Origin of the sequence: Pseudarthrobacter sp. LMD1-1-1.1, assembly GCF_040676255.1 — a bacterium.
Taxonomy (GTDB): domain Bacteria; phylum Actinomycetota; class Actinomycetes; order Actinomycetales; family Micrococcaceae; genus Arthrobacter.
On sequence record NZ_JBEGHP010000001.1, the window covers coordinates 105,153 to 122,069 of the forward strand.

A 16,917-nucleotide genomic window follows, 5' to 3' on the forward strand; every position below is an offset into this window, starting at 1 on the left:
TGCCTATCCCTCCGCAACCACTGCCACGGCGCCCGGCGCAACAGAACCGCTGAATGGCTCGCCCGTCAGCAGGTCGGTGCCCGTGGCGGAAACCGAGGCAGCCGAATGCGTGTGGTTGGTCGCGAACAGGAAGCTTTGTCCGTCGGCGGCCATCCGGCGGACCAGCTCCACCCCGGGATCGGCGTCGGCAACCGGCGTGACGCCCGACTCGGCGAGCAGCCGGTCAAGGACGGCCTCGATGCCCTCGGGATCGGGGAAGGTGGCCAGGTACCAGGCCGCCCCGGAACCCGCGGCCCGGCGGGTAAGGGAAGGGACTCCTTCCAGCGGGTACCCGGTAAAGGTCTGCACCGCTTCCGCGCCGGCCAGATGGACATGCTCGCTCCACACCGAGGAAACCGTCCCGTCGCTGAGCTTAAGCTGTGACCCGGCAAGCAGCGGGTGGAACTCCTCCACGCGCACCCCCAAAAGGTTGCGGAACGCCCCGGGGTAGCAGCCCAGCCGCACGTGGTCCTGCATGTCCACGATCCCGCTGAAGTAGCTCACCAGCACCGTGGCCCCGGCTGCGGCGGCCGCAGCGATGTTGGCGGCGTTCCGATCCGAAACCGCATACAGCGTGCACACCAGCAACAGGTCATACCCATCCAGCGACGCGGACGGGTGCACCATGTCCACGGAGATCCCGCGGAGGAACAGGGCGCGGTGGAACGCCCGCAGCAGGTCCAGGTACTTCACGTCGATACTGGGCTTCGAATCGATCTCGCTGGCCCACCACGCCTCATAGTCAAAAACAATGGCGGCCCGGGCCTGCACCCGCGAACCGCGCACCGGTTCCAGCCGCTTCAGCGCGGCGCCCAGCTCCACCACCTCGCGCCACACCCGCGTGTCCCGTCCGCCGTGCGGCACCATCGCGGAATGGAACTTTTCCGAGCCGGCGAAGCTTTGGCGCCACTGGAAGAACATGACGGCGTCGGCGCCGCGGGCCACGTGCGCCAGGGAGTTGCGCAGCATCTCACCGGGCATCTTGGGCTGGTTGCGCGGCTGCCAGTTCACGGCCGACGTTGAATGTTCCATCAGGATCCATGGGTCACCGCCCGCAATGCCGCGGGTCAGGTCCGCGCTGAACGCGAGTTCCACGTGCCGTTCGGGGTCAGCGGCCACCAGATAGTGGTCATTGGCGATGACGTCCAGGTCCTTGGCCCAGTCGAAGTAGTCCATGGACTTGGTGGCGCTGGAGGCCATCAGGTTGGTGGTGCAGGGGATGTCCGGCGTCACTTCGCGCAGCACCGTCACGAGGTCCCGGTAGTAGTCCATCAGGGCCCAGGAGCTGAACCGCTGGAAGTCCAGCTGCTGGCCCGGGTTGAGCGTGGACGGGGCGACAGACGGCGGCAGGATTTCGTCAAAGGAACCGTAGTTCTGGGACCAGAACGCCGTGCCCCAGGAGGCATTGAGCGCATCGATGTTCCCGTACCGGCGCTCCAGCCAGGCACGGAAGGCCGCGGCGTCCTCCTCCCCGTGGAACTCGGAGACGTGGCAACCCAGTTCGTTGTCCACGTGCCACAGGGCCAGCGCGGGGTGGTCCTTGTACCGTTCGGCCAGGACGCGCGTGATGCCCGCGGCGTAGCGCCGGTACACGGACGACGACGGCGTGTAGTGCCGCCGCGAGCCCGGTCCCAGCACGGTCCCGTCAGCCGTGACCGGCAGGATCTCCGGGTGCTTGCGGACCAGCCAGGCAGGGGGAGCGGCCGTGGCGGTGGCCAGTGCCACCTTCACGCCGATCCCTGCGAGGTTGTCCATCACGTCGTCCAGCCACCCGAAGTCATACTGCCCCTCGGCGGGTTCCAGCAGCGCCCAGGAGAAGATCCCCACGCTGAGGAAGTTCACGCCAGCTTCCCGCATGAGGTCCAGATCTTCCAGGCGGATGCTCACCGGCCACTGCTCAGGGTTGTAATCACCTCCGAAGGCCAGGCCCTCAACCCTGTTCCAAACGCTCGAAGGGGAGCTGGTTTCCTGCTGTGTCATGTAACTCCTTTGTCTGCTCGCAAGGCGGAACGGGGGCATTGGCCAGACGTTTGGAAAACGCTTGCCCAATTCCGGGAATGCCGATATTGTATCGTTTCAGAAGCCGTGTAAGCCAGCTCACTACTCACGTTGTAGGCGGAGCGGAAGGGCAACACACATCGAGCAAGGAGGCTCCCGTGATCAACAGAAGGCATTTCCTCACAACCGTGGCCATCGGCACCGCATCTGCCGCAGCCCTGTCGGCCTGTGGGAACGGATCCAGCTCTTCCGGCCAGACCGGATCGGCCGACAAACCCGTCACCATCAACTACACCTGGTGGGGCAACGACGACCGCGCCGAGCGCACCCGCAAAGCCATTGCCCTCTTCGAGTCGAAGAACCCGGACATCAAGGTCAACGGCAACTTCACGGACTTCGCCGGCTACTGGCAGAAGCGCGCCACAGAGGCGGCCGGCGGCGGTCTTCCCGACGTCATGCAGTGGGACCTGTCCTACCTGCGGGACTACGGCCAGCGCAACCAGCTCCTGGACCTGGGCACGGTCAAGATCAACACTGACGCCTTCGAAAAGTCACTCCTGCCTTCCGGCCAGATCAAGGGCAAGACTTACGGCATTCCCACCAGCACCAACGCCTTCGCCGTCTACTACGACCCCGCCAAACTCGCCTCCCTGGGCATAGCGGAGCCGGACGGCAGCTGGACCTGGTCGGAATACCAGGCATTCCTGAAGGAGGTAGGGGACAAGGGCAACGGGACCCTGTTCGGCTCCACGGATTTCACGGGCGTGTGGTGGCAGTTCAACATCTGGCTCCGCCAGAAGAACATCCAGGCCTTCAACAGCGATGGGAAGCTTGGTTTCAGCAAGGACGACTTGAAGAGCTGGTGGAACCTCAACTCGAAGCTGCGCGGCACGCAGGCCCTCGTCCCGGAAGACAGGGTAACCCAGCTCAAGCCCAAGTCGCCTTTCGGTTCCAACGTCACAGCGTCTGAGGTCACCTGGGACAACTTCATGGCGGGCTACCTGGCCGACAGCGGGGCCAAATCACTCAAGCTTGTTCCGGTGCCGTCGGACGACCCGAACAACCTGGGCCTGTTCCTGAAGCCCTCCATGCTGATGGTGGCCAGTGCCAAGACCAAGTTCAAGGACGCCGCCGCCCGCTTCATCGACTTCATGGTCAACGACCCCGAAGTAGGCCAGATCTTCAAGACCTCCCGCGGCGTTCCGGCCTCCAAGACCCAGCGCGACGGCACCACGTTCGAAGGCGCCGACAAGCTCGTGGTGGACTACGAGAAATCAATTGCGCAGTACCTCAAGGACGCTCCCGAGCCGCCCATCGTTGGCTTCGGCACGCTGGAAGCGTCGTTCGGCCGGATCGCCTCCGACCTGAACTACGGCAAGCTCACGGTTGACGGAGCCGTCGACGCGTGGTTCAAGGAAGCCGAAGACCTCATCAAGCAGAACGCCTGATCCGGCGCCGTGCACTCCCACCCAGGTTTTACGACTGACGGAATGATCTTGTGACTCAAACCCCAACCCTGAGCAGGCGCCCGGCGTCGTCCGGTTCCCCGCTGCCGCGCAAGTCGCGGCAGCGGGGCTCGGACGCCCGCGCCGGCTATACCTTCCTGCTGCCCTGGCTGCTGGGATTCATTGCCCTCACGGTGGGGCCAATGATTTCCTCGCTGTACCTGTCCTTCACCAACTACAACCTGTTCGAGCCGCCCAAGTGGATCGGCCTGGACAACTACACCACCCTGTTCCAGGACGAACGCTTCCTGCAGTCCGTGGGCGTGACCGTGGGCTACGTGGTGTTCGGTACCCCCTTGAAGCTCGCGGCGGCACTGGCGGTGGCCATGCTGCTGAACAGCAAGCGCCGCGGCCAGGGCTTCTACCGTTCTGCCTTCTACGCCCCGTCCCTGATCGGTGCGTCCGTCTCCATCGCCATCGTCTGGAAGGCCATGTTCGGCGATTCCGGGCCGGTGGACCAGGGCCTGTCTTTCTTCGGGATCAACCTGGGCGGCTGGGTGGGCAACCCCTCGATGACCATGCCGATGTTCATTCTCCTGACCGTGTGGCAGTTCGGCGCCCCGATGGTGATCTTCCTGGCCGGCCTCAAGCAGATCCCCGGTGAGCTCTACGAGGCAGCGTCAATGGACGGTGCCGGCCCGGTGCGCAAGTTCTTCAACATCACCTGGCCCATGCTCTCCCCGGTGATCTTCTTCAACCTCCTCATGGAAACCATCCACGCGTTCCAGATCTTCGCGTCGGCCTACATCATCTCCAACGGTGACGGCGGCCCCGCCGGATCCACCCTCTTCTACACCCTCTACCTGTACCTGCGGGGCTTCAGCGATTTCCGGATGGGCTACGCCTCGGCCATGGCATGGCTGCTGGTGATCGTGGTGGGCATCATCACCCTGATCTTCTTCCGCACGTCCAAGTCCTGGGTCCACTACAGCGGTGATTCAAAATGACAACCACGGCAACGCCCACCCAGTCCACCCCGGACGCCGCCGCCCCGGCCTACAACCCGAAATCCGAATCGGTGGGGGCCAAACGGGCCAAGAGCGCCATCTTCCACCTGGTGGCCCTTGTCCTCACTGCCATCGTCCTCTACCCCGGCCTGTGGATGATCGCCTCGTCCTTCAAGCCCAACTCGGAGATCGGCGGCCAGAACACGTCGCTGTGGTCAAACAACTTCAGCTTCGATAACTTCGTGACCGCCATGGAGGGGATCGGCGGGGTGTCCACCCTGCAGTTCTTCACCAACTCGCTGATCCTGGCCCTCGGCGCCGTCGTCGGGACCATCCTGTCCGCGAGCGTGTCGGCGTACGCGTTCGCCCGGATCAACTTTCCCGGCCGCAGCCTGTTCTTCGGCATGATGATCGCCACCCTGCTGCTGCCCTTCCACGTGGTGATCATCCCGCAGTACATCATCTTCCAGCAGCTGGGCCTGGTGGACACCTACGTCCCGCTGCTGATCGGCAAGTTCCTGGCCGGGGACGCGTTCTTCGTCTTCCTGATGGTCCAGTTCATGCGCGGCCTGCCCGCGGAACTGGATGAAGCCGCCAGGATCGACGGGGCGGGGCACGCCCGGATCTTTGGATCCATCATGCTGCCGCTGATGAAGCCGGCCCTCATCTCCACCTCCATCTTCTCCTTCATCTGGAGCTGGAACGATTTCCTGGGCCCGCTGCTGTACCTGAACACCCCGGACAAGTACCCGCTGCCGCTGGCCCTGCGGCTGTTCGTGGACCAGACCCAGTCCTCCGACTACGGCGCCATGATCGCCATGTCCGTCCTGGCCCTGCTGCCTGTGCTGATCTTCTTCCTGATCTTCCAGCGCTACATCGTCGAAGGCGTCTCCACCCAGGGACTGAAGGGCTAGGCAAAGGACAATGAGCGCCATGGACAGCACCACATCCGCCCCAGGCCACGAACCAATCCCGGTGAACCGGTTCGCCCTGTTCTCCGAAACCCTCCTGGCGGGGGTGCTGGTGCTGGTGCTGTCCATACCGCTGGCCACCATCCCCGCCGCCTACGCGGCCGGGACCGCGCACCTTGAACGGCACCTCAATGGCAGGGACGATTCCGTCCGGGGGCTGTGGAGCCTGTTCAAGGCTGCCCTGCCGGGCAGCTGGAAGCTGGGAATCACGACGGCGGGAGCCGGCGTCGTGATTGTCCTCAACCTCCTGCTCGCATGGGTGGGGCAGCTGCCGGGCCGCGAAGTGGTCCTTCCAGCCACGCTGATACTCGCCGGCTGCGGCGCCATCCTGCTCCTGCGCACCGCATCCGCCTGGTCCGACGCCACGGCTTCCGGTGCCACGGGCAAGGACACCTGGCACCAGGCCCTCCAGGTGGGTAAGGACGTGTCCCTGCGCGACTGGACGGGGTCCCTGCTCCTGGCGGCCGCCCTGTTCTGCGCCGTGGTGTTTGTCTGGATGCTCGCCGCGCTCTTTGTCGTGGTCCCCGGTACCCTGATCCTTGCCGCCGCCGCAGTGAAACTGCGCTCCAGCCGCGCCCGACGCTGACCGTGCCGTCCCGCCGCACCCGCCCCGCACCGTCTGCACGCCCGGGTATCAGCCAGCCGCGCTGGTTCCACCCCCTTAAGCAGCACAACTACCGGCTCTTCCTGGGCATGCAGCTCGCCGGCAGCCTTGGCGTCTGGATGCAGCGGCTGGCGCAGGACTGGCTGGTGCTGCAACTGACGGGGAGCCCGGCAGCGGTGGGGGCCGCCGTCGCCCTTCAGTTCCTGCCCATGCTCGTGGTGGGGCCGCTTGCCGGCCTGGTGGTGGACATCTTCCCCAAGCGCAGGATCATGATGGTGTGCCAGTCCGTCATTGTGCTGCTCGGCCTTGGGCTGGCGGCCTGGGCTGCCAGCGGCACCATTACGGTCTGGGTTGTTTACGCCAGCTGCATGGCGCTGGGCATCACCGCGGCGGTTGACCAGCCCACCCGCCAGGTCTTCGTCAATGAGGTGGTGGGCGACGCCGCCCTGCGTCCCGCCATCGGACTGAACAACGCCCTCGCCCAGCTGGGCGCCATGGCCGGCCCCGCGCTGGGCGGCGTGCTGATCGCGCAGGCAGGGCCGGCCGCCGCCTTCGCCTCAAACGCAGTGATCGGGTTAGTGGTGCTGGGCCTGATCGCCGGCATCCGGCCGCACGAACTGCATCCCGGTACACCCGCCGAGCGGGGCCGCGGGCAGGTGCTTGCCGGCTTCCGCTACGTCCGTGAACGCCCGCGCCTGCTGCTCCTCATCCTGCTGGCCGGCCTGCTGGGCGCCTTCGGCATGAACGGGCCGGTGGTCCTCGCGGCCTTCGCCCAGGACGTGTGGCACAACGGCGTGGAGGGCTTTGGCCTCTTCAACATGGTCAGCGCCGGTGGCGCCCTGGCCGGTGCCCTCCTGGCAGCCCGGCTGGGGACCATGGGGCGCAGGGGCATTGTGGCCGCGGCGGGGCTTTTTGGGCTGTCCCAGCTGGTGGCCGCCCTGATGCCCACCCTGGTTTTGTTTGTGGCGATGCTGGCTGTGGTGGGCATCATGACGTTGCTGTTCCTCACCAGCGCAGCCACGGCCGTCCAGCTCGAGGCCGGGCCTGCCATCCGCGGCCGGGTGATGGCCCTGTACCTTCCGCTCCTGCTGGGCGGGCACGCCTGCGGCGGCCTCCTGGCGGGCTGGTTGACGGAACAGTTCGGCGTCCGGACCGGGCTGGTGGTCACCGGCGGACTGGGCATGCTCTCCGCGGCCGTGGTAGGCCTGCTCCTGTGGCGCCACGGACGGCGCCGGGGTGTTGCCGCGCGGAGTGAAGGACCCGGCGGCGCCGCCGGGTCCTGAACCGCATCAGGACGCGGGGATGTCGAAGGCCACCGGCGCGGTCACAGCCCAGGGGAGCCCAATTTCGCTGAACGTGGCATGCTGCCGGCCGGCGCGCTCCAGGGCTTCCTCGATGCCTACCACCACGGCATGCGCAGCGTCTCCTTCGCCTTCCCAGCGGACGCAGGCGGGATCGATGGGGGCGGGCGGCGGTGCGGTCCGGATGGCTTCCAGCACCAGCATGAAGGCTCCGCTGTCCGCCAGGCTGCTGGCCAGCGGAGCGCCGTGGCCGCGGTGGGCCAGGAGATTCTCCGTCAGGTCGTCCCGGCCGAAGGTTTCCTCCGTGCGCCCGGCCACCGTCTCCACCGTCAGCCGGTCCTCGGTGTAGTGGAACACCGCCGTGCCGGCCGAACCCTGCAGTGTGACGTACGGTTCAATGGATTCCGCGGCGCAGATGGTCAGGGCGCAGGTGATGGGCAGGCCCGAGGCGGTGCGGATCCGGATCACGGAGGTGTCATCCGACTCGATGTCATTGGCCCGGTACAGCTCGGTTTCCACTGATGCGAGGTCTGCTGTGGTGCGCGCCCCGGCAATCCGGAGGGCGGTTGCCACCGCGTGCGCCAAGGGGTTGGTGGCCACGCCATCCACCACATCCACACCATTAATGCTGCGTTTTCCTGCCCAACGGGAGCGCGTGAAGTAGGCCCGGTCCCGGACCCAGCGGCCGGTGGCGGAGATGCCCTCCAGTGTTCCGATGGTCCCGGCGGCGAGCAGTTCTTCGATGGCTCCAAGCGCGTGCGAGCCCAGGCTCTGGAAGCCGATCTGCACCCCGCGACCGGACCTGGCGGCTGCCGTGCACAACCGGTTGAAGTCGGCCAGGGAGGCGACGGGTGGCTTCTCAAGGTACAGCTCAGCGTCAGTGGCCAGGGCGGCCAGGGCCAGCGGGGCATGCGTCTGGATGGGTGTGGCCACGATGACCAGGTCCAGGTCCCGGGTGGCGGTGAGGAGCTCCTCGAGCCCCGGGTAGACGGCGGCCGACGGCGGGAGGGCGCCGGGTGCCGGGGGCTGCGGGTCCGCCACGGCGACCAGGCTGACACTGCCTGCCGCCTGCAGGCGCTGGAGGTTCCGCAGGTGGTGGGTGCCGAAGCCGTGCACTCCCACCAGTGCAACCCGTGCCGGGGTTGTTGCTGAAGCCGCGGCGGCGCTGCCGGCGGCTTCCGTTGCCGTTTCCATGGTTCTCCGTTCTGCCCACCGGCTCCCGCCTTGCGGGCACCGGCATCATCTGCGCGTGCATCGAGTCAGCAAGCGCTTTCCACCTTTTAGTGTGCGGCACACGGCAAGTCGCCGTCCAGCTATGTAACGATTCAAAATTCCGCTTGACCGTGGACGGACGGTGGGTCTACATTTTCGAGAAACCGATTACCGGCGTGATGCGGGACACTTTCCGCTTCGCCTCTGCAACGATGGAGAACAGAAGGGAGCCGTGCCATGCTGTCCGGGACCTTCAGTGCGCGCGCCTACTCATTTTTTGACACGCTCGTGTGGATCGCCGGCCTGAACCTGCTGTGGATCGCCTTCACCCTGCTGGGTTTTGGCATTTTTGGTGCAGGTCCGGCCACCGCCGCGGCACAGATTGCGGTGCGCAAGCGGGCCGCAGGCGATGCTGTTCCGCTGCTGCGGGGGTTTGCCTCCGCGTACTTCCGCAACTTCCTCCGGGCCAACGCCCTGGCGCTTCCGGTCATGGCCGCCGCGGCGGCCCTTGTCCTGAACTGGAACTATTTTTCGGGAGGCAGGGGAGTCCTGGCGCAGTTCATGGCCGTCGGCATCCTGGTTGCCGCAATCTTCCTGGCGGGGGCCGTTTGCTACGTGTTCCCCATGTATGCCCGGTACGAGTTGCCCCTGTTCCAGTACCTGCTGATGTCGTCCCGGTTCGCCGTGCGGCACCTGGCGGGAACGGTCATCCTGCTCTTCGTTTCCGCCGCGGTACTTTACGCCAGCAGTTGCCTTCCGGGCCTGGTTCCGTTCTTCAGCATCGGGGCCTGGCTCTACCTCACCGGCTGGTTGTGTGACCGCTTCTTCGCGGCCAATGACGAGTCGGTGGCCGCAGCGGGGGAGCCTGCCGCGCGCACCGCCCTGCAGGGGGCCACCGCCTGACGCTGCTCCCCGCCGTTGGTTGCCGACGGTGGGCGCTGCCCTGGGCGGACGCAGGAATGAAACGTATCAAAACCGTAGGCCAGCCGGCCCAACAAACCCCAAAGAAGTGGAAAAGGACGACATATGATCCATCGCAAACTCTCCCTGGCCGCCGCCGTCGTAACGGCCACGGCGCTGTCCCTCACCGCCTGCAGCGGCGGGGACGCCCCGGCCGCGGACCTCACTTCGGTGTCCATCATGGCCCCATTCCTGGAGGCCCAGCCGCCTGCAGCGGACGGCGCGGTGCAGAAGAAGCTGGAGGAGCTCACCGGCAAACAGGTCAAGATCAACTGGGCGCCGAACGCCTCCTACGAGGACAAGACCAACATCACGCTGGCGGGATCCGACATTCCGCAGGTCATGGTGATCCAGGGCAAAACACCCGGCTTCGTCAAGAACGCCCAGGCGGGCGCGTTCTGGGACCTCACCGACAAGCTGGACAAGTACCCCAACCTCAAGACCACTTTCCCGGACATCCAGAAGAACGCCAGCGTCAACGGCAAGGTTTACGGCGTCTTCCGCGGCCGTTCCCCCATGCGTGCGGCCGTCATGTTCCGGCAGGACTGGCTGGACAAGCTGGGCCTGCAGCCGCCCAAAACCACGGAGGACCTGTACAAGGTGGCAAAGGCCTTCACCGAGCAGGATCCGGACGGCAATGGCGTCAATGACACCTACGGCATCACCATCCCCAAGTGGGGTGCGCTGGGCACCAACAGCCCCTACGACCTGATCGAGGAATGGTACGGCGCCGGGAACCGCTGGACGGAGCGGGACGGGAAGCTTATCCCCAGCTTCGAAACCGACGAGTTCCTCGAGGCGGACCGTTTCATCAAGAAGATGGTTGACGAAAAGCTCATCAACCCCGACTTCGCCACCTTCGACAGCACCAAGTGGAACGAGCCGTTCTTCAACGGCAAGGGCGGCATCATCGTCGACGTCGATTCCCGGGTGAGCGTGCTCATCAACCTCTTCAAGCAGGCAGACCCCACCAACTTCCAGAACAAAGTGGGCTTCGTGGGCAACCTCGAAGGCCCGGACGGCAAACTGCACGCCCACCCCACCGACGGCTACTCAGGCTTCCTTGCGATCCCCAAGGCCAGCGTCAAGAGCGAGGCTGAACTGGACAAGGTCCTGGCCTTCCTCAACACCATGAACGGCAAGGATGTTGCGGTCCTGCTGAACAACGGCATCGAGGGCGTGAACTTTACGGTGGAGGCCGGCAAGGCCGCCACCATCAAACCGGAGACGCCGGAGGGCAAGGCCGTCACCACCGACATCAAGAGCTACGCCCAGCTGGGCATGAACGTTGCCGGCAACGAGTTCTACCCGGTGAAGCAGGCCTCCGACTACGAGCAGCAGGTCTTCGACAAGCGGACCGACGTCATGGCCCAAGACCTCAAGAGCGCCGTCTACAACCCGGCCGCACCCTACGTTTCGGCCACCTATGTGGCCAAGGGTGCCCAGTTGGACAACATTGTGGCCGACGCCCGGATCAAGTACCTGGCCGGACAGATCGATGAACAGGGCCTCAAGGATGCCATCAAGCTGTGGGACACCAGCGGCGGCAACAAGGTCAAGGAAGAAATCAACAAGCTCTGGCAGGACAACAAGTAAATGGCAGCCCCTGTCATTGACACCCTCGCCGGGGAGCGGACGCGCAGGACCGCTCCCGCTCCCCCGAACGGGGGCAGGTTCTCCGTCCATTTCGCGCACTACAAATGGCTGTACCTTCTGCTGCTGCCTGGCGTGGTGTACTTCGCGGTGTTCCGCTACGCCCCCATGTACGGTGTCAGCATCGCCTTCAAGGACTACGTCCCGTTCCTGGGCGTCAACGGCAGCCCGTGGGTGGGGTTCCGGAACTTCGAGGACTTCTTCGCCAACCCGGACTTCCCGCGGCTGCTGGGCAACACCCTGATCCTGGCCTTCCTGAACCTGGGGGTGGCCTTCCCGCTGACCATCATCCTGGCGCTGCTGCTGAACGAAGTCCGGCTGTCCATCCTCAAGCGCACGGTCCAGACACTGGTGTACATCCCGCACTTCCTGTCCTGGACCATCGTGGCGTCGCTGAGCTTCCTGCTGTTTGCCCTGGACATCGGGCCGCTGTTCCAGTTCCTGAACAACGCCATGGGCACGCACATCGACTTCCTGTCAGATCCCGCCTGGTTCCGGCCACTGATCGTGCTGCAGGAGATCTGGAAGAACACCGGCTGGGGCACCATCATCTTCCTGGCCGCCCTTTCCACTGTGGACCAGGACCAGTACGAAGCCGCGATCATCGACGGCGCGGGCCGGTTCCGGCGCGTCTGGCACATCACGCTTCCCGCGATCCGTTCCACGATCATCGTGATGCTGATCCTGGCCATCGGGCAGATGCTCAACACCGGGTTCGAACAGATTTATCTGATGACCAACGCGCTGAACCGTGAGGTGGCGGATGTCTTTGACACGTACGTCTACTTCGTAGGCATCACGCAGGGCGCCTACAGCTACTCCACCGCCGTGGGCCTGTTCAAATCGCTGGTGGGCATCGTGCTGATCTTCGGCACCAACTGGCTGGCCAAGCGATTCAACCAGAGCGGACTGTTCTAGCCATGAAAATCCACAACACCCGCGGCGGCCGTATCTTTGACGTCGCCAACTACGTCTTCCTGTCCCTGATCGGCCTCATCACCCTGTTGCCGTTCGTGTACGTCTTCGCCGGATCGTTTGCCACCGAAGCCGAGATCACGCGCCGGGCATTCTTCGTCTGGCCCGAACAGTTCACCCTGGGCTCCTACGAATACATCTTCGCCACCCCGGCGTTCGTGCGCGCCCTGGTGACCACCATTCTGGTCACCGCGGTGGGCACCCTGGTCCAGCTGGCCTTCACCGTGACCATGGCCTACCCGCTGGCCAAGAAAACCCTGCGGGGCAGGAATGCCATCCTGTCCCTGGTGGTCTTTGCCATGGTCTTCTCCGGCGGCATGATCCCCACGTTCCTGCTGGTCAAGGACCTGGGCCTGCTCAACTCCTACTGGGCCCTGATCCTGCCGGCGGCCATCAACCCGTTCAGCCTGATCATCATCAAGAACTTCTTCCAGGAACTCCCTGCCGAACTGGAGGAATCGGCCAAGATGGACGGCGCCACCGAGATCGGGATCCTGTGGCGGATCCTGCTGCCGCTGTCCAAGCCGGTCCTGGCCACTTTCGCGCTGTTCTACGCCGTGGGCATCTGGAACGACTTCATGTCGCCCCTGCTCTACCTGAGCGACAACTCCAAGTGGACCCTCCAGATGTACCTGCGCCAGGTTACGGCGGCGTCGGACCTGTTGGGCACGGGCAACGTGGACCCCAATTACATCCCGCCGGAGCAAGGCATCAAGTTCGCGGTGATCGTGGTGGCCACCCTGCCCATCCTCATCTTCTACCCGTTCCTGCAAAAGCATTTCGCCAAGGGCATGCTCATCGGCTCCGTCAAAGGCTGACTCTGCCCGCGGGCATCAAAGGAAAGAACCACCATGAAAATCCTGCTGGCCGGAGATTCCACCGTTGCCAACTGTCCCACGCACGAGTTCCCCATGAGCGGCTGGGGAGCGCAGCTGGCACCCTTCACCTGCACGTGGGGCACGGTACACAACTTCGCCAAGGGCGGCGCCGACACCGAATCCTTCCGCACTGAGGGGCTCTGGGCGGAGCTGCTCACCGAAGCAGGCCCGGACGATGCCGTGCTCATCCAGTTCGGCCACAACGACCAGAAGAAGCCGCACCTGGCCGCCCGCACCGGCTACGCGGCCAACCTGCGAACCATGGTGGGGGAGGTGCGCGCCCGGGGCTCGGCAGTGGTGTTGTGCACCTCCGTGGAGCGCCGGCACTTCCTGGACGCCAGGCACCCGGGGGAGGGGCCGTCGTCGGACGTCCTCGCAGAGAGCCTGGAGGACTATCCGGAGGTGGTCCGCGAACTGGGGCAGGAGCTCGGGGTCCCCGTGGTGGACCTCAACGCGTGGACCCGCCACCTGTATCTCCGGCTGGGCCGGGACGGATCGAGGGAGCTCTTCTGCCACTTCGCGCCGGGGGAGCATGCGCATTGGCCGGGCGGCCTGGCGGACAATACGCATTTCTCCCGGCACGGTGCCTCGCTGGTGGCCGGGGAGGTGGCGCGGCAGCTGCGCCGGCTGGGGTACGGGCCGGCTGGAGAGGCGGAGCCGGCCGGCACCTGGGGAATGAGTACGACGGCGGGACGCGCCTAGTGGGGGCCGCAGCGGTCAGGGAGCGGATCCTCTACAGCAACCCGCTGGCGGGGCCCGATGACGTGGCTGGATGGGTAGCGGAAGGGCCGTTGCGCGGCGGCAGCCACGAGGGTTCCCTGGAGCTCTCCGGTGCGCTGGACGACCAGGAATTCGGCGACCACGCGCACTGGACGTTGTGGTGCCCGGAGAACTTCCCGGACGGCATCCGCATCAGCTGGGAATTCCGCCCGCTCGCCGAGCCGGGCCTGGCCATGCTGTTCTTCGCGGCCACCGGACACCGCGGGCAGGACCTCTTCAGCCCGGCCCTCGCGCCCAGGACGGGCTACTACCCCCAGTACCATTCGGGTGATATCGATGCCCTGCACGTCTCCTATTTCCGCCACAAGTTCCCGTCCGAGCGCGCGTTCCGCACCTGCAACCTGCGCAAAAGTGCCGGCTTCGAGCTGGTGGCGCAGGGCGCGGACCCGTTGCCGCCCGCGGAGGATGCCACGGACTTCTACCGCCTGGAACTGGTGAAGGACGGGCCCCTGGCGGCGTTTTCCATCAATGGGCTGCTGCTCTTCAAGTGGCAGGATCCGTCGTCGAAGGTGCTCGGCGGCGGCCGGATTGGTTTCCGGCAGATGGCCCCGCTCCGGGCGGCCTACCGCAACCTGGTGGTGGCGAAGATTTAGGCGAAAACGACGATGGGCAGTCCCGGGGGACTGCCCATCTTGCTGCCTTGTGGACTGCCGGGAACTAGAGCCCCAGCAGCCGGTTGAGCAGGTTGGCCAGGCCGCTGGGGCCATTGCCGCCGTCAAGGAGCCCGGTGACGGCGCAGAGCAGGTTGCCGACAAGTTTGCCCGCTCCCGACTGCGCAACAATGTCCAGGACCACCTGGTTCAGGTCGACATTGAGCCCCAGGACGTCCAGGTGCAGCGGCCCGAGGACCAGGTTCACGACGTCGCAACCGCCTCCTGTGGCCGTCGCGGCGTTGGTGGTGGGGGCCGCAGCAGCCGTGGTGGTCACGGTCTGGCTCACCGGAGTGGCCAAGCCGGCAAGATCGGTGAGGGTGCCCTGCACCAAGCCGGTGACGGTCAGCTGGCCGTTCTGGACGCTGAAGTTGGATGGCGTAAACGAGCCCACGAAGGTGCCCACGCCGTCAATGGTCTGGTTGATGGTTCCAGTGACGTTGGCTGTCTGGGATGACTGGGAAGCGGCAGAAGGAGCGGCGGGTGCTGCTGCCGTCGCCGGGCCTGCCATGCCGAAGAGCATGGCGCCGGAGAGGGCAATGGCAGTGACTGAAGCTGAGACCTTTGTTCGCATTTTCGGTAAATCCTTTCAGCGCCGGGTTGCGGCGCTCTGAACCCCCCGAGGCTCCGCCCCCATGGAGAACCCCGGCGGAACTGGTTATTTCAAATGCACTTGTTTCAGATGCAGCCCTGTCGGGCCGCGACACGCAGCTCCGGATGGTGATCCAGGCCACGGGCACGTCGATCAACCTATTAGTAAGCATGCTGAGTAGTCAAGTTGGGGTTGCGGCAGTGTTTGTCGGGCGCCAGGACGCCTTGGCCGGGCGGCCTGGTGCAAGATAGAGGGGTTCAGGAACTGCCCACTGGAGGGAGGCGGGGTATGGAGCCCATAATGGTCGACGGCGGCAAGGGAACCGTGGAACTGCGCGCTGACGGCGTCATCCACCTCATGTGGGAGCCCAAAGTCCGCATAGAAGTCGAGGACGCACAGGCGGCGATGGCTGCGGTGAACCGCATAGCAGGGGACGGCAACTATCCAATGCTGGTGGACATGGCCACCACGGAGAACGTCAGCATCCAGGCCCGCTCGGTGTTCTCCATCCCCTGCGCCGCCAACCGGATTGCCCTGCTTGGATCGAGCCCGGTGGACCGGATCATCGCGAATTTCTTCCTGGGAGTCCATAATCCGCCCTGCCCTACCCGCTTCTTCACGTCCCGGGACGAGTCCATGAAGTGGCTGCAGCAGACGGGAAAGTAGGGCGCCCGGCTGATCAGCCGGCGGCCGGCGCGGCCGTGCTCTGGCGGACCACCAGCTCCGGCGTGAACACTACGGACCGGTGGACGGGATTTTGGGACTCCACCTCTTCGGACAGCAGTTCGATGGCTGTCCGGCCCAGCAGTTCGGTGGGCTGGCGGATGGAGGACAGGGGAACCACCGCGGAGATGGCAAAGTCGATGTCGTCATAGCCAATCAGCGCCACGTCCTCCGGGATCCGGAACGTGTGCGTCATAGTGAGCGACTGCATGACGCCCAGGGCCAGGAGGTCGTTGGCGCAGAAAATCCCCTCGGGCAGTTCAGCCCGCCCGCGCTCCACCAGCATGTCGCCGACGCTGCGCCCAGCCAGGACGGTCTGCCCTTCAGCATCCAGCACCTCGAGGCTGGCGTCCGGCTCCTCCTTCACGGCCCGCTGGGCCCCCTGGAGCCGGTCCGCGACCTGCCGGATGGACATGGGGCCGCCAACAAAAGCCAGCCGACGGCGGCCGGTGTCCAGCAGGTGCCGGGCAGCCAGGTAGCCTCCGGCGTCGTCATCCACGGCTACCGAGCTGAACTTGGACTCGTCAGCCAGCCGGTCCACCAGGACCGTTGGCACGCCGCGCTCGCGGAGGAGGTCCAGCCTTTCCGTTACATCGCCCACCGGCGAGATCAGCAGGCCCTGCACGCGCTGCTCCTGGAAGAGGTCAATGTAATTCGCCTCGCGGCCGGCATTGTGGCCGCTGTCGCCCAGCAGGACGGCGCTTCCCTGCAGCGCTGCGGCGTCCTCCGCCGCGCGGACCACGGAGGTGAAGAACGGGTTGCCTACGTCCAGGACGATGAGCCCGATGGTGCGGCTGTGGCCAACACGGAGTTGGCGGGCGGCGTCGTTGCGGACAAACCCCAGTTCGTCGATGGAGCGCAGGACCCGTTCCTTGGTCCGGTCGGACACCCTGTCGGGATAGTTGAGGACATTGGACACCGTCCCCACGGCCACGCCCGCGTGGGTGGCCACGTCCTTGATACTGGCTGTGCGGTTCATCGATTCTCCGTGCCGACCTGCCCGCCGCGGGAGCTTCCGCGCGGGTAATCAAAAGTTTCTGCCATTGCTTGACACCTGCTCAACTCCAAGAGTACTTTGAATCGTACCAATGAAACGATTCAAAACTTTGGGAAGTTTGAGGAGGAGTCC

At 65.4% G+C, this 16,917-nt stretch carries 16 protein-coding genes; 12 read left to right on the forward strand and 4 right to left on the reverse strand.

Going from position 1 to position 16,917, the window contains the following annotated elements:
* Window positions 1–3: 3 nt before the first annotated feature.
* The gene (locus MRBLMD1_RS00500; protein WP_364396434.1) at window positions 4–2,019 is read right to left on the reverse strand and encodes a beta-galactosidase; all 2,016 of its coding nucleotides are present in this window, start codon (window positions 2,017–2,019) and stop codon (window positions 4–6) included.
* A gap of 176 nt (window positions 2,020–2,195) precedes the next feature.
* Here MRBLMD1_RS00500 and MRBLMD1_RS00505 point away from each other — a divergent pair, with 176 nt between their 5' ends.
* From MRBLMD1_RS00505 to MRBLMD1_RS00525, 5 genes are read left to right on the forward strand one after another with little or no spacing between them, the layout of a single operon-like run.
* Window positions 2,196–3,485: an ABC transporter substrate-binding protein gene (locus MRBLMD1_RS00505; protein ID WP_159630787.1), complete on the forward strand. Its 1,290-nt coding sequence runs from the start codon at window positions 2,196–2,198 to the stop codon at window positions 3,483–3,485.
* Between the two features lie 50 nt (window positions 3,486–3,535).
* Window positions 3,536–4,489 (forward strand): carbohydrate ABC transporter permease, encoded by a 954-nt coding sequence (locus MRBLMD1_RS00510; protein ID WP_159630789.1) that lies wholly within the window; start codon window positions 3,536–3,538, stop codon window positions 4,487–4,489.
* Window positions 4,486–5,403, forward strand: coding sequence for a carbohydrate ABC transporter permease (locus MRBLMD1_RS00515; RefSeq protein ID WP_364396438.1), 918 nt, complete (start codon window positions 4,486–4,488; stop codon window positions 5,401–5,403). The genes MRBLMD1_RS00510 and MRBLMD1_RS00515 overlap by 4 nt, the downstream gene beginning before the upstream one ends.
* A gap of 10 nt (window positions 5,404–5,413) precedes the next feature.
* Complete coding sequence (locus MRBLMD1_RS00520; protein ID WP_307489175.1) at window positions 5,414–6,046, forward strand: Poxvirus protein I5; 633 nt, start codon at window positions 5,414–5,416, stop codon at window positions 6,044–6,046.
* Window positions 6,047–6,048: 2 nt separating this feature from the next.
* Complete coding sequence (locus tag MRBLMD1_RS00525; RefSeq protein WP_364396441.1) at window positions 6,049–7,347, forward strand: MFS transporter; 1,299 nt, start codon at window positions 6,049–6,051, stop codon at window positions 7,345–7,347.
* A 6-nt stretch (window positions 7,348–7,353) separates the two neighbouring features.
* Here the strand turns inward: MRBLMD1_RS00525 and MRBLMD1_RS00530 are convergent, their stop codons facing one another.
* On the reverse strand, window positions 7,354–8,559 hold the full coding sequence (locus tag MRBLMD1_RS00530) for a Gfo/Idh/MocA family protein (protein WP_364396444.1): 1,206 nt from the start codon (window positions 8,557–8,559) through the stop codon (window positions 7,354–7,356).
* A gap of 255 nt (window positions 8,560–8,814) precedes the next feature.
* On the opposite strand from MRBLMD1_RS00530, the gene MRBLMD1_RS00535 reads away from it, so the two are divergent.
* From MRBLMD1_RS00535 to MRBLMD1_RS00560, 6 genes are all read left to right on the forward strand, one after another.
* Window positions 8,815–9,480 carry a YesL family protein gene (locus tag MRBLMD1_RS00535; protein ID WP_364396447.1) on the forward strand — a complete coding sequence of 222 codons (666 nt, stop codon included), beginning with the start codon at window positions 8,815–8,817 and terminating at the stop codon, window positions 9,478–9,480.
* A gap of 123 nt (window positions 9,481–9,603) precedes the next feature.
* Window positions 9,604–11,133 carry an extracellular solute-binding protein gene (locus MRBLMD1_RS00540; protein ID WP_364396450.1) on the forward strand — a complete coding sequence of 510 codons (1,530 nt, stop codon included), beginning with the start codon at window positions 9,604–9,606 and terminating at the stop codon, window positions 11,131–11,133.
* Window positions 11,134–12,108 (forward strand): ABC transporter permease, encoded by a 975-nt coding sequence (locus MRBLMD1_RS00545; RefSeq protein ID WP_364396453.1) that lies wholly within the window; start codon window positions 11,134–11,136, stop codon window positions 12,106–12,108.
* A gap of 2 nt (window positions 12,109–12,110) precedes the next feature.
* Window positions 12,111–12,983 (forward strand): carbohydrate ABC transporter permease, encoded by an 873-nt coding sequence (locus MRBLMD1_RS00550; protein WP_364396456.1) that lies wholly within the window; start codon window positions 12,111–12,113, stop codon window positions 12,981–12,983.
* A gap of 33 nt (window positions 12,984–13,016) precedes the next feature.
* Complete coding sequence (locus MRBLMD1_RS00555) at window positions 13,017–13,745, forward strand: rhamnogalacturonan acetylesterase (RefSeq protein ID WP_364396459.1); 729 nt, start codon at window positions 13,017–13,019, stop codon at window positions 13,743–13,745.
* Window positions 13,745–14,416 carry a DUF1961 family protein gene (locus MRBLMD1_RS00560; protein WP_364396462.1) on the forward strand — a complete coding sequence of 224 codons (672 nt, stop codon included), beginning with the start codon at window positions 13,745–13,747 and terminating at the stop codon, window positions 14,414–14,416. Before MRBLMD1_RS00555 ends, MRBLMD1_RS00560 begins: the two co-directional genes overlap by 1 nt.
* Before the next feature lie 64 nt (window positions 14,417–14,480).
* Here the strand turns inward: MRBLMD1_RS00560 and MRBLMD1_RS00565 are convergent, their stop codons facing one another.
* Window positions 14,481–15,047 carry an ABC transporter substrate-binding protein gene (locus MRBLMD1_RS00565; protein ID WP_364396465.1) on the reverse strand — a complete coding sequence of 189 codons (567 nt, stop codon included), beginning with the start codon at window positions 15,045–15,047 and terminating at the stop codon, window positions 14,481–14,483.
* A gap of 306 nt (window positions 15,048–15,353) precedes the next feature.
* Here MRBLMD1_RS00565 and MRBLMD1_RS00570 point away from each other — a divergent pair, with 306 nt between their 5' ends.
* A complete protein-coding gene (locus tag MRBLMD1_RS00570) occupies window positions 15,354–15,731 on the forward strand; it encodes an STAS/SEC14 domain-containing protein (protein ID WP_364396468.1) in 378 nt (125 codons plus the stop codon).
* Between the two features lie 13 nt (window positions 15,732–15,744).
* Here the strand turns inward: MRBLMD1_RS00570 and MRBLMD1_RS00575 are convergent, their stop codons facing one another.
* The gene (locus MRBLMD1_RS00575; protein WP_159630812.1) at window positions 15,745–16,767 is read right to left on the reverse strand and encodes a LacI family DNA-binding transcriptional regulator; all 1,023 of its coding nucleotides are present in this window, start codon (window positions 16,765–16,767) and stop codon (window positions 15,745–15,747) included.
* Window positions 16,768–16,917: the final 150 nt, after the last annotated feature.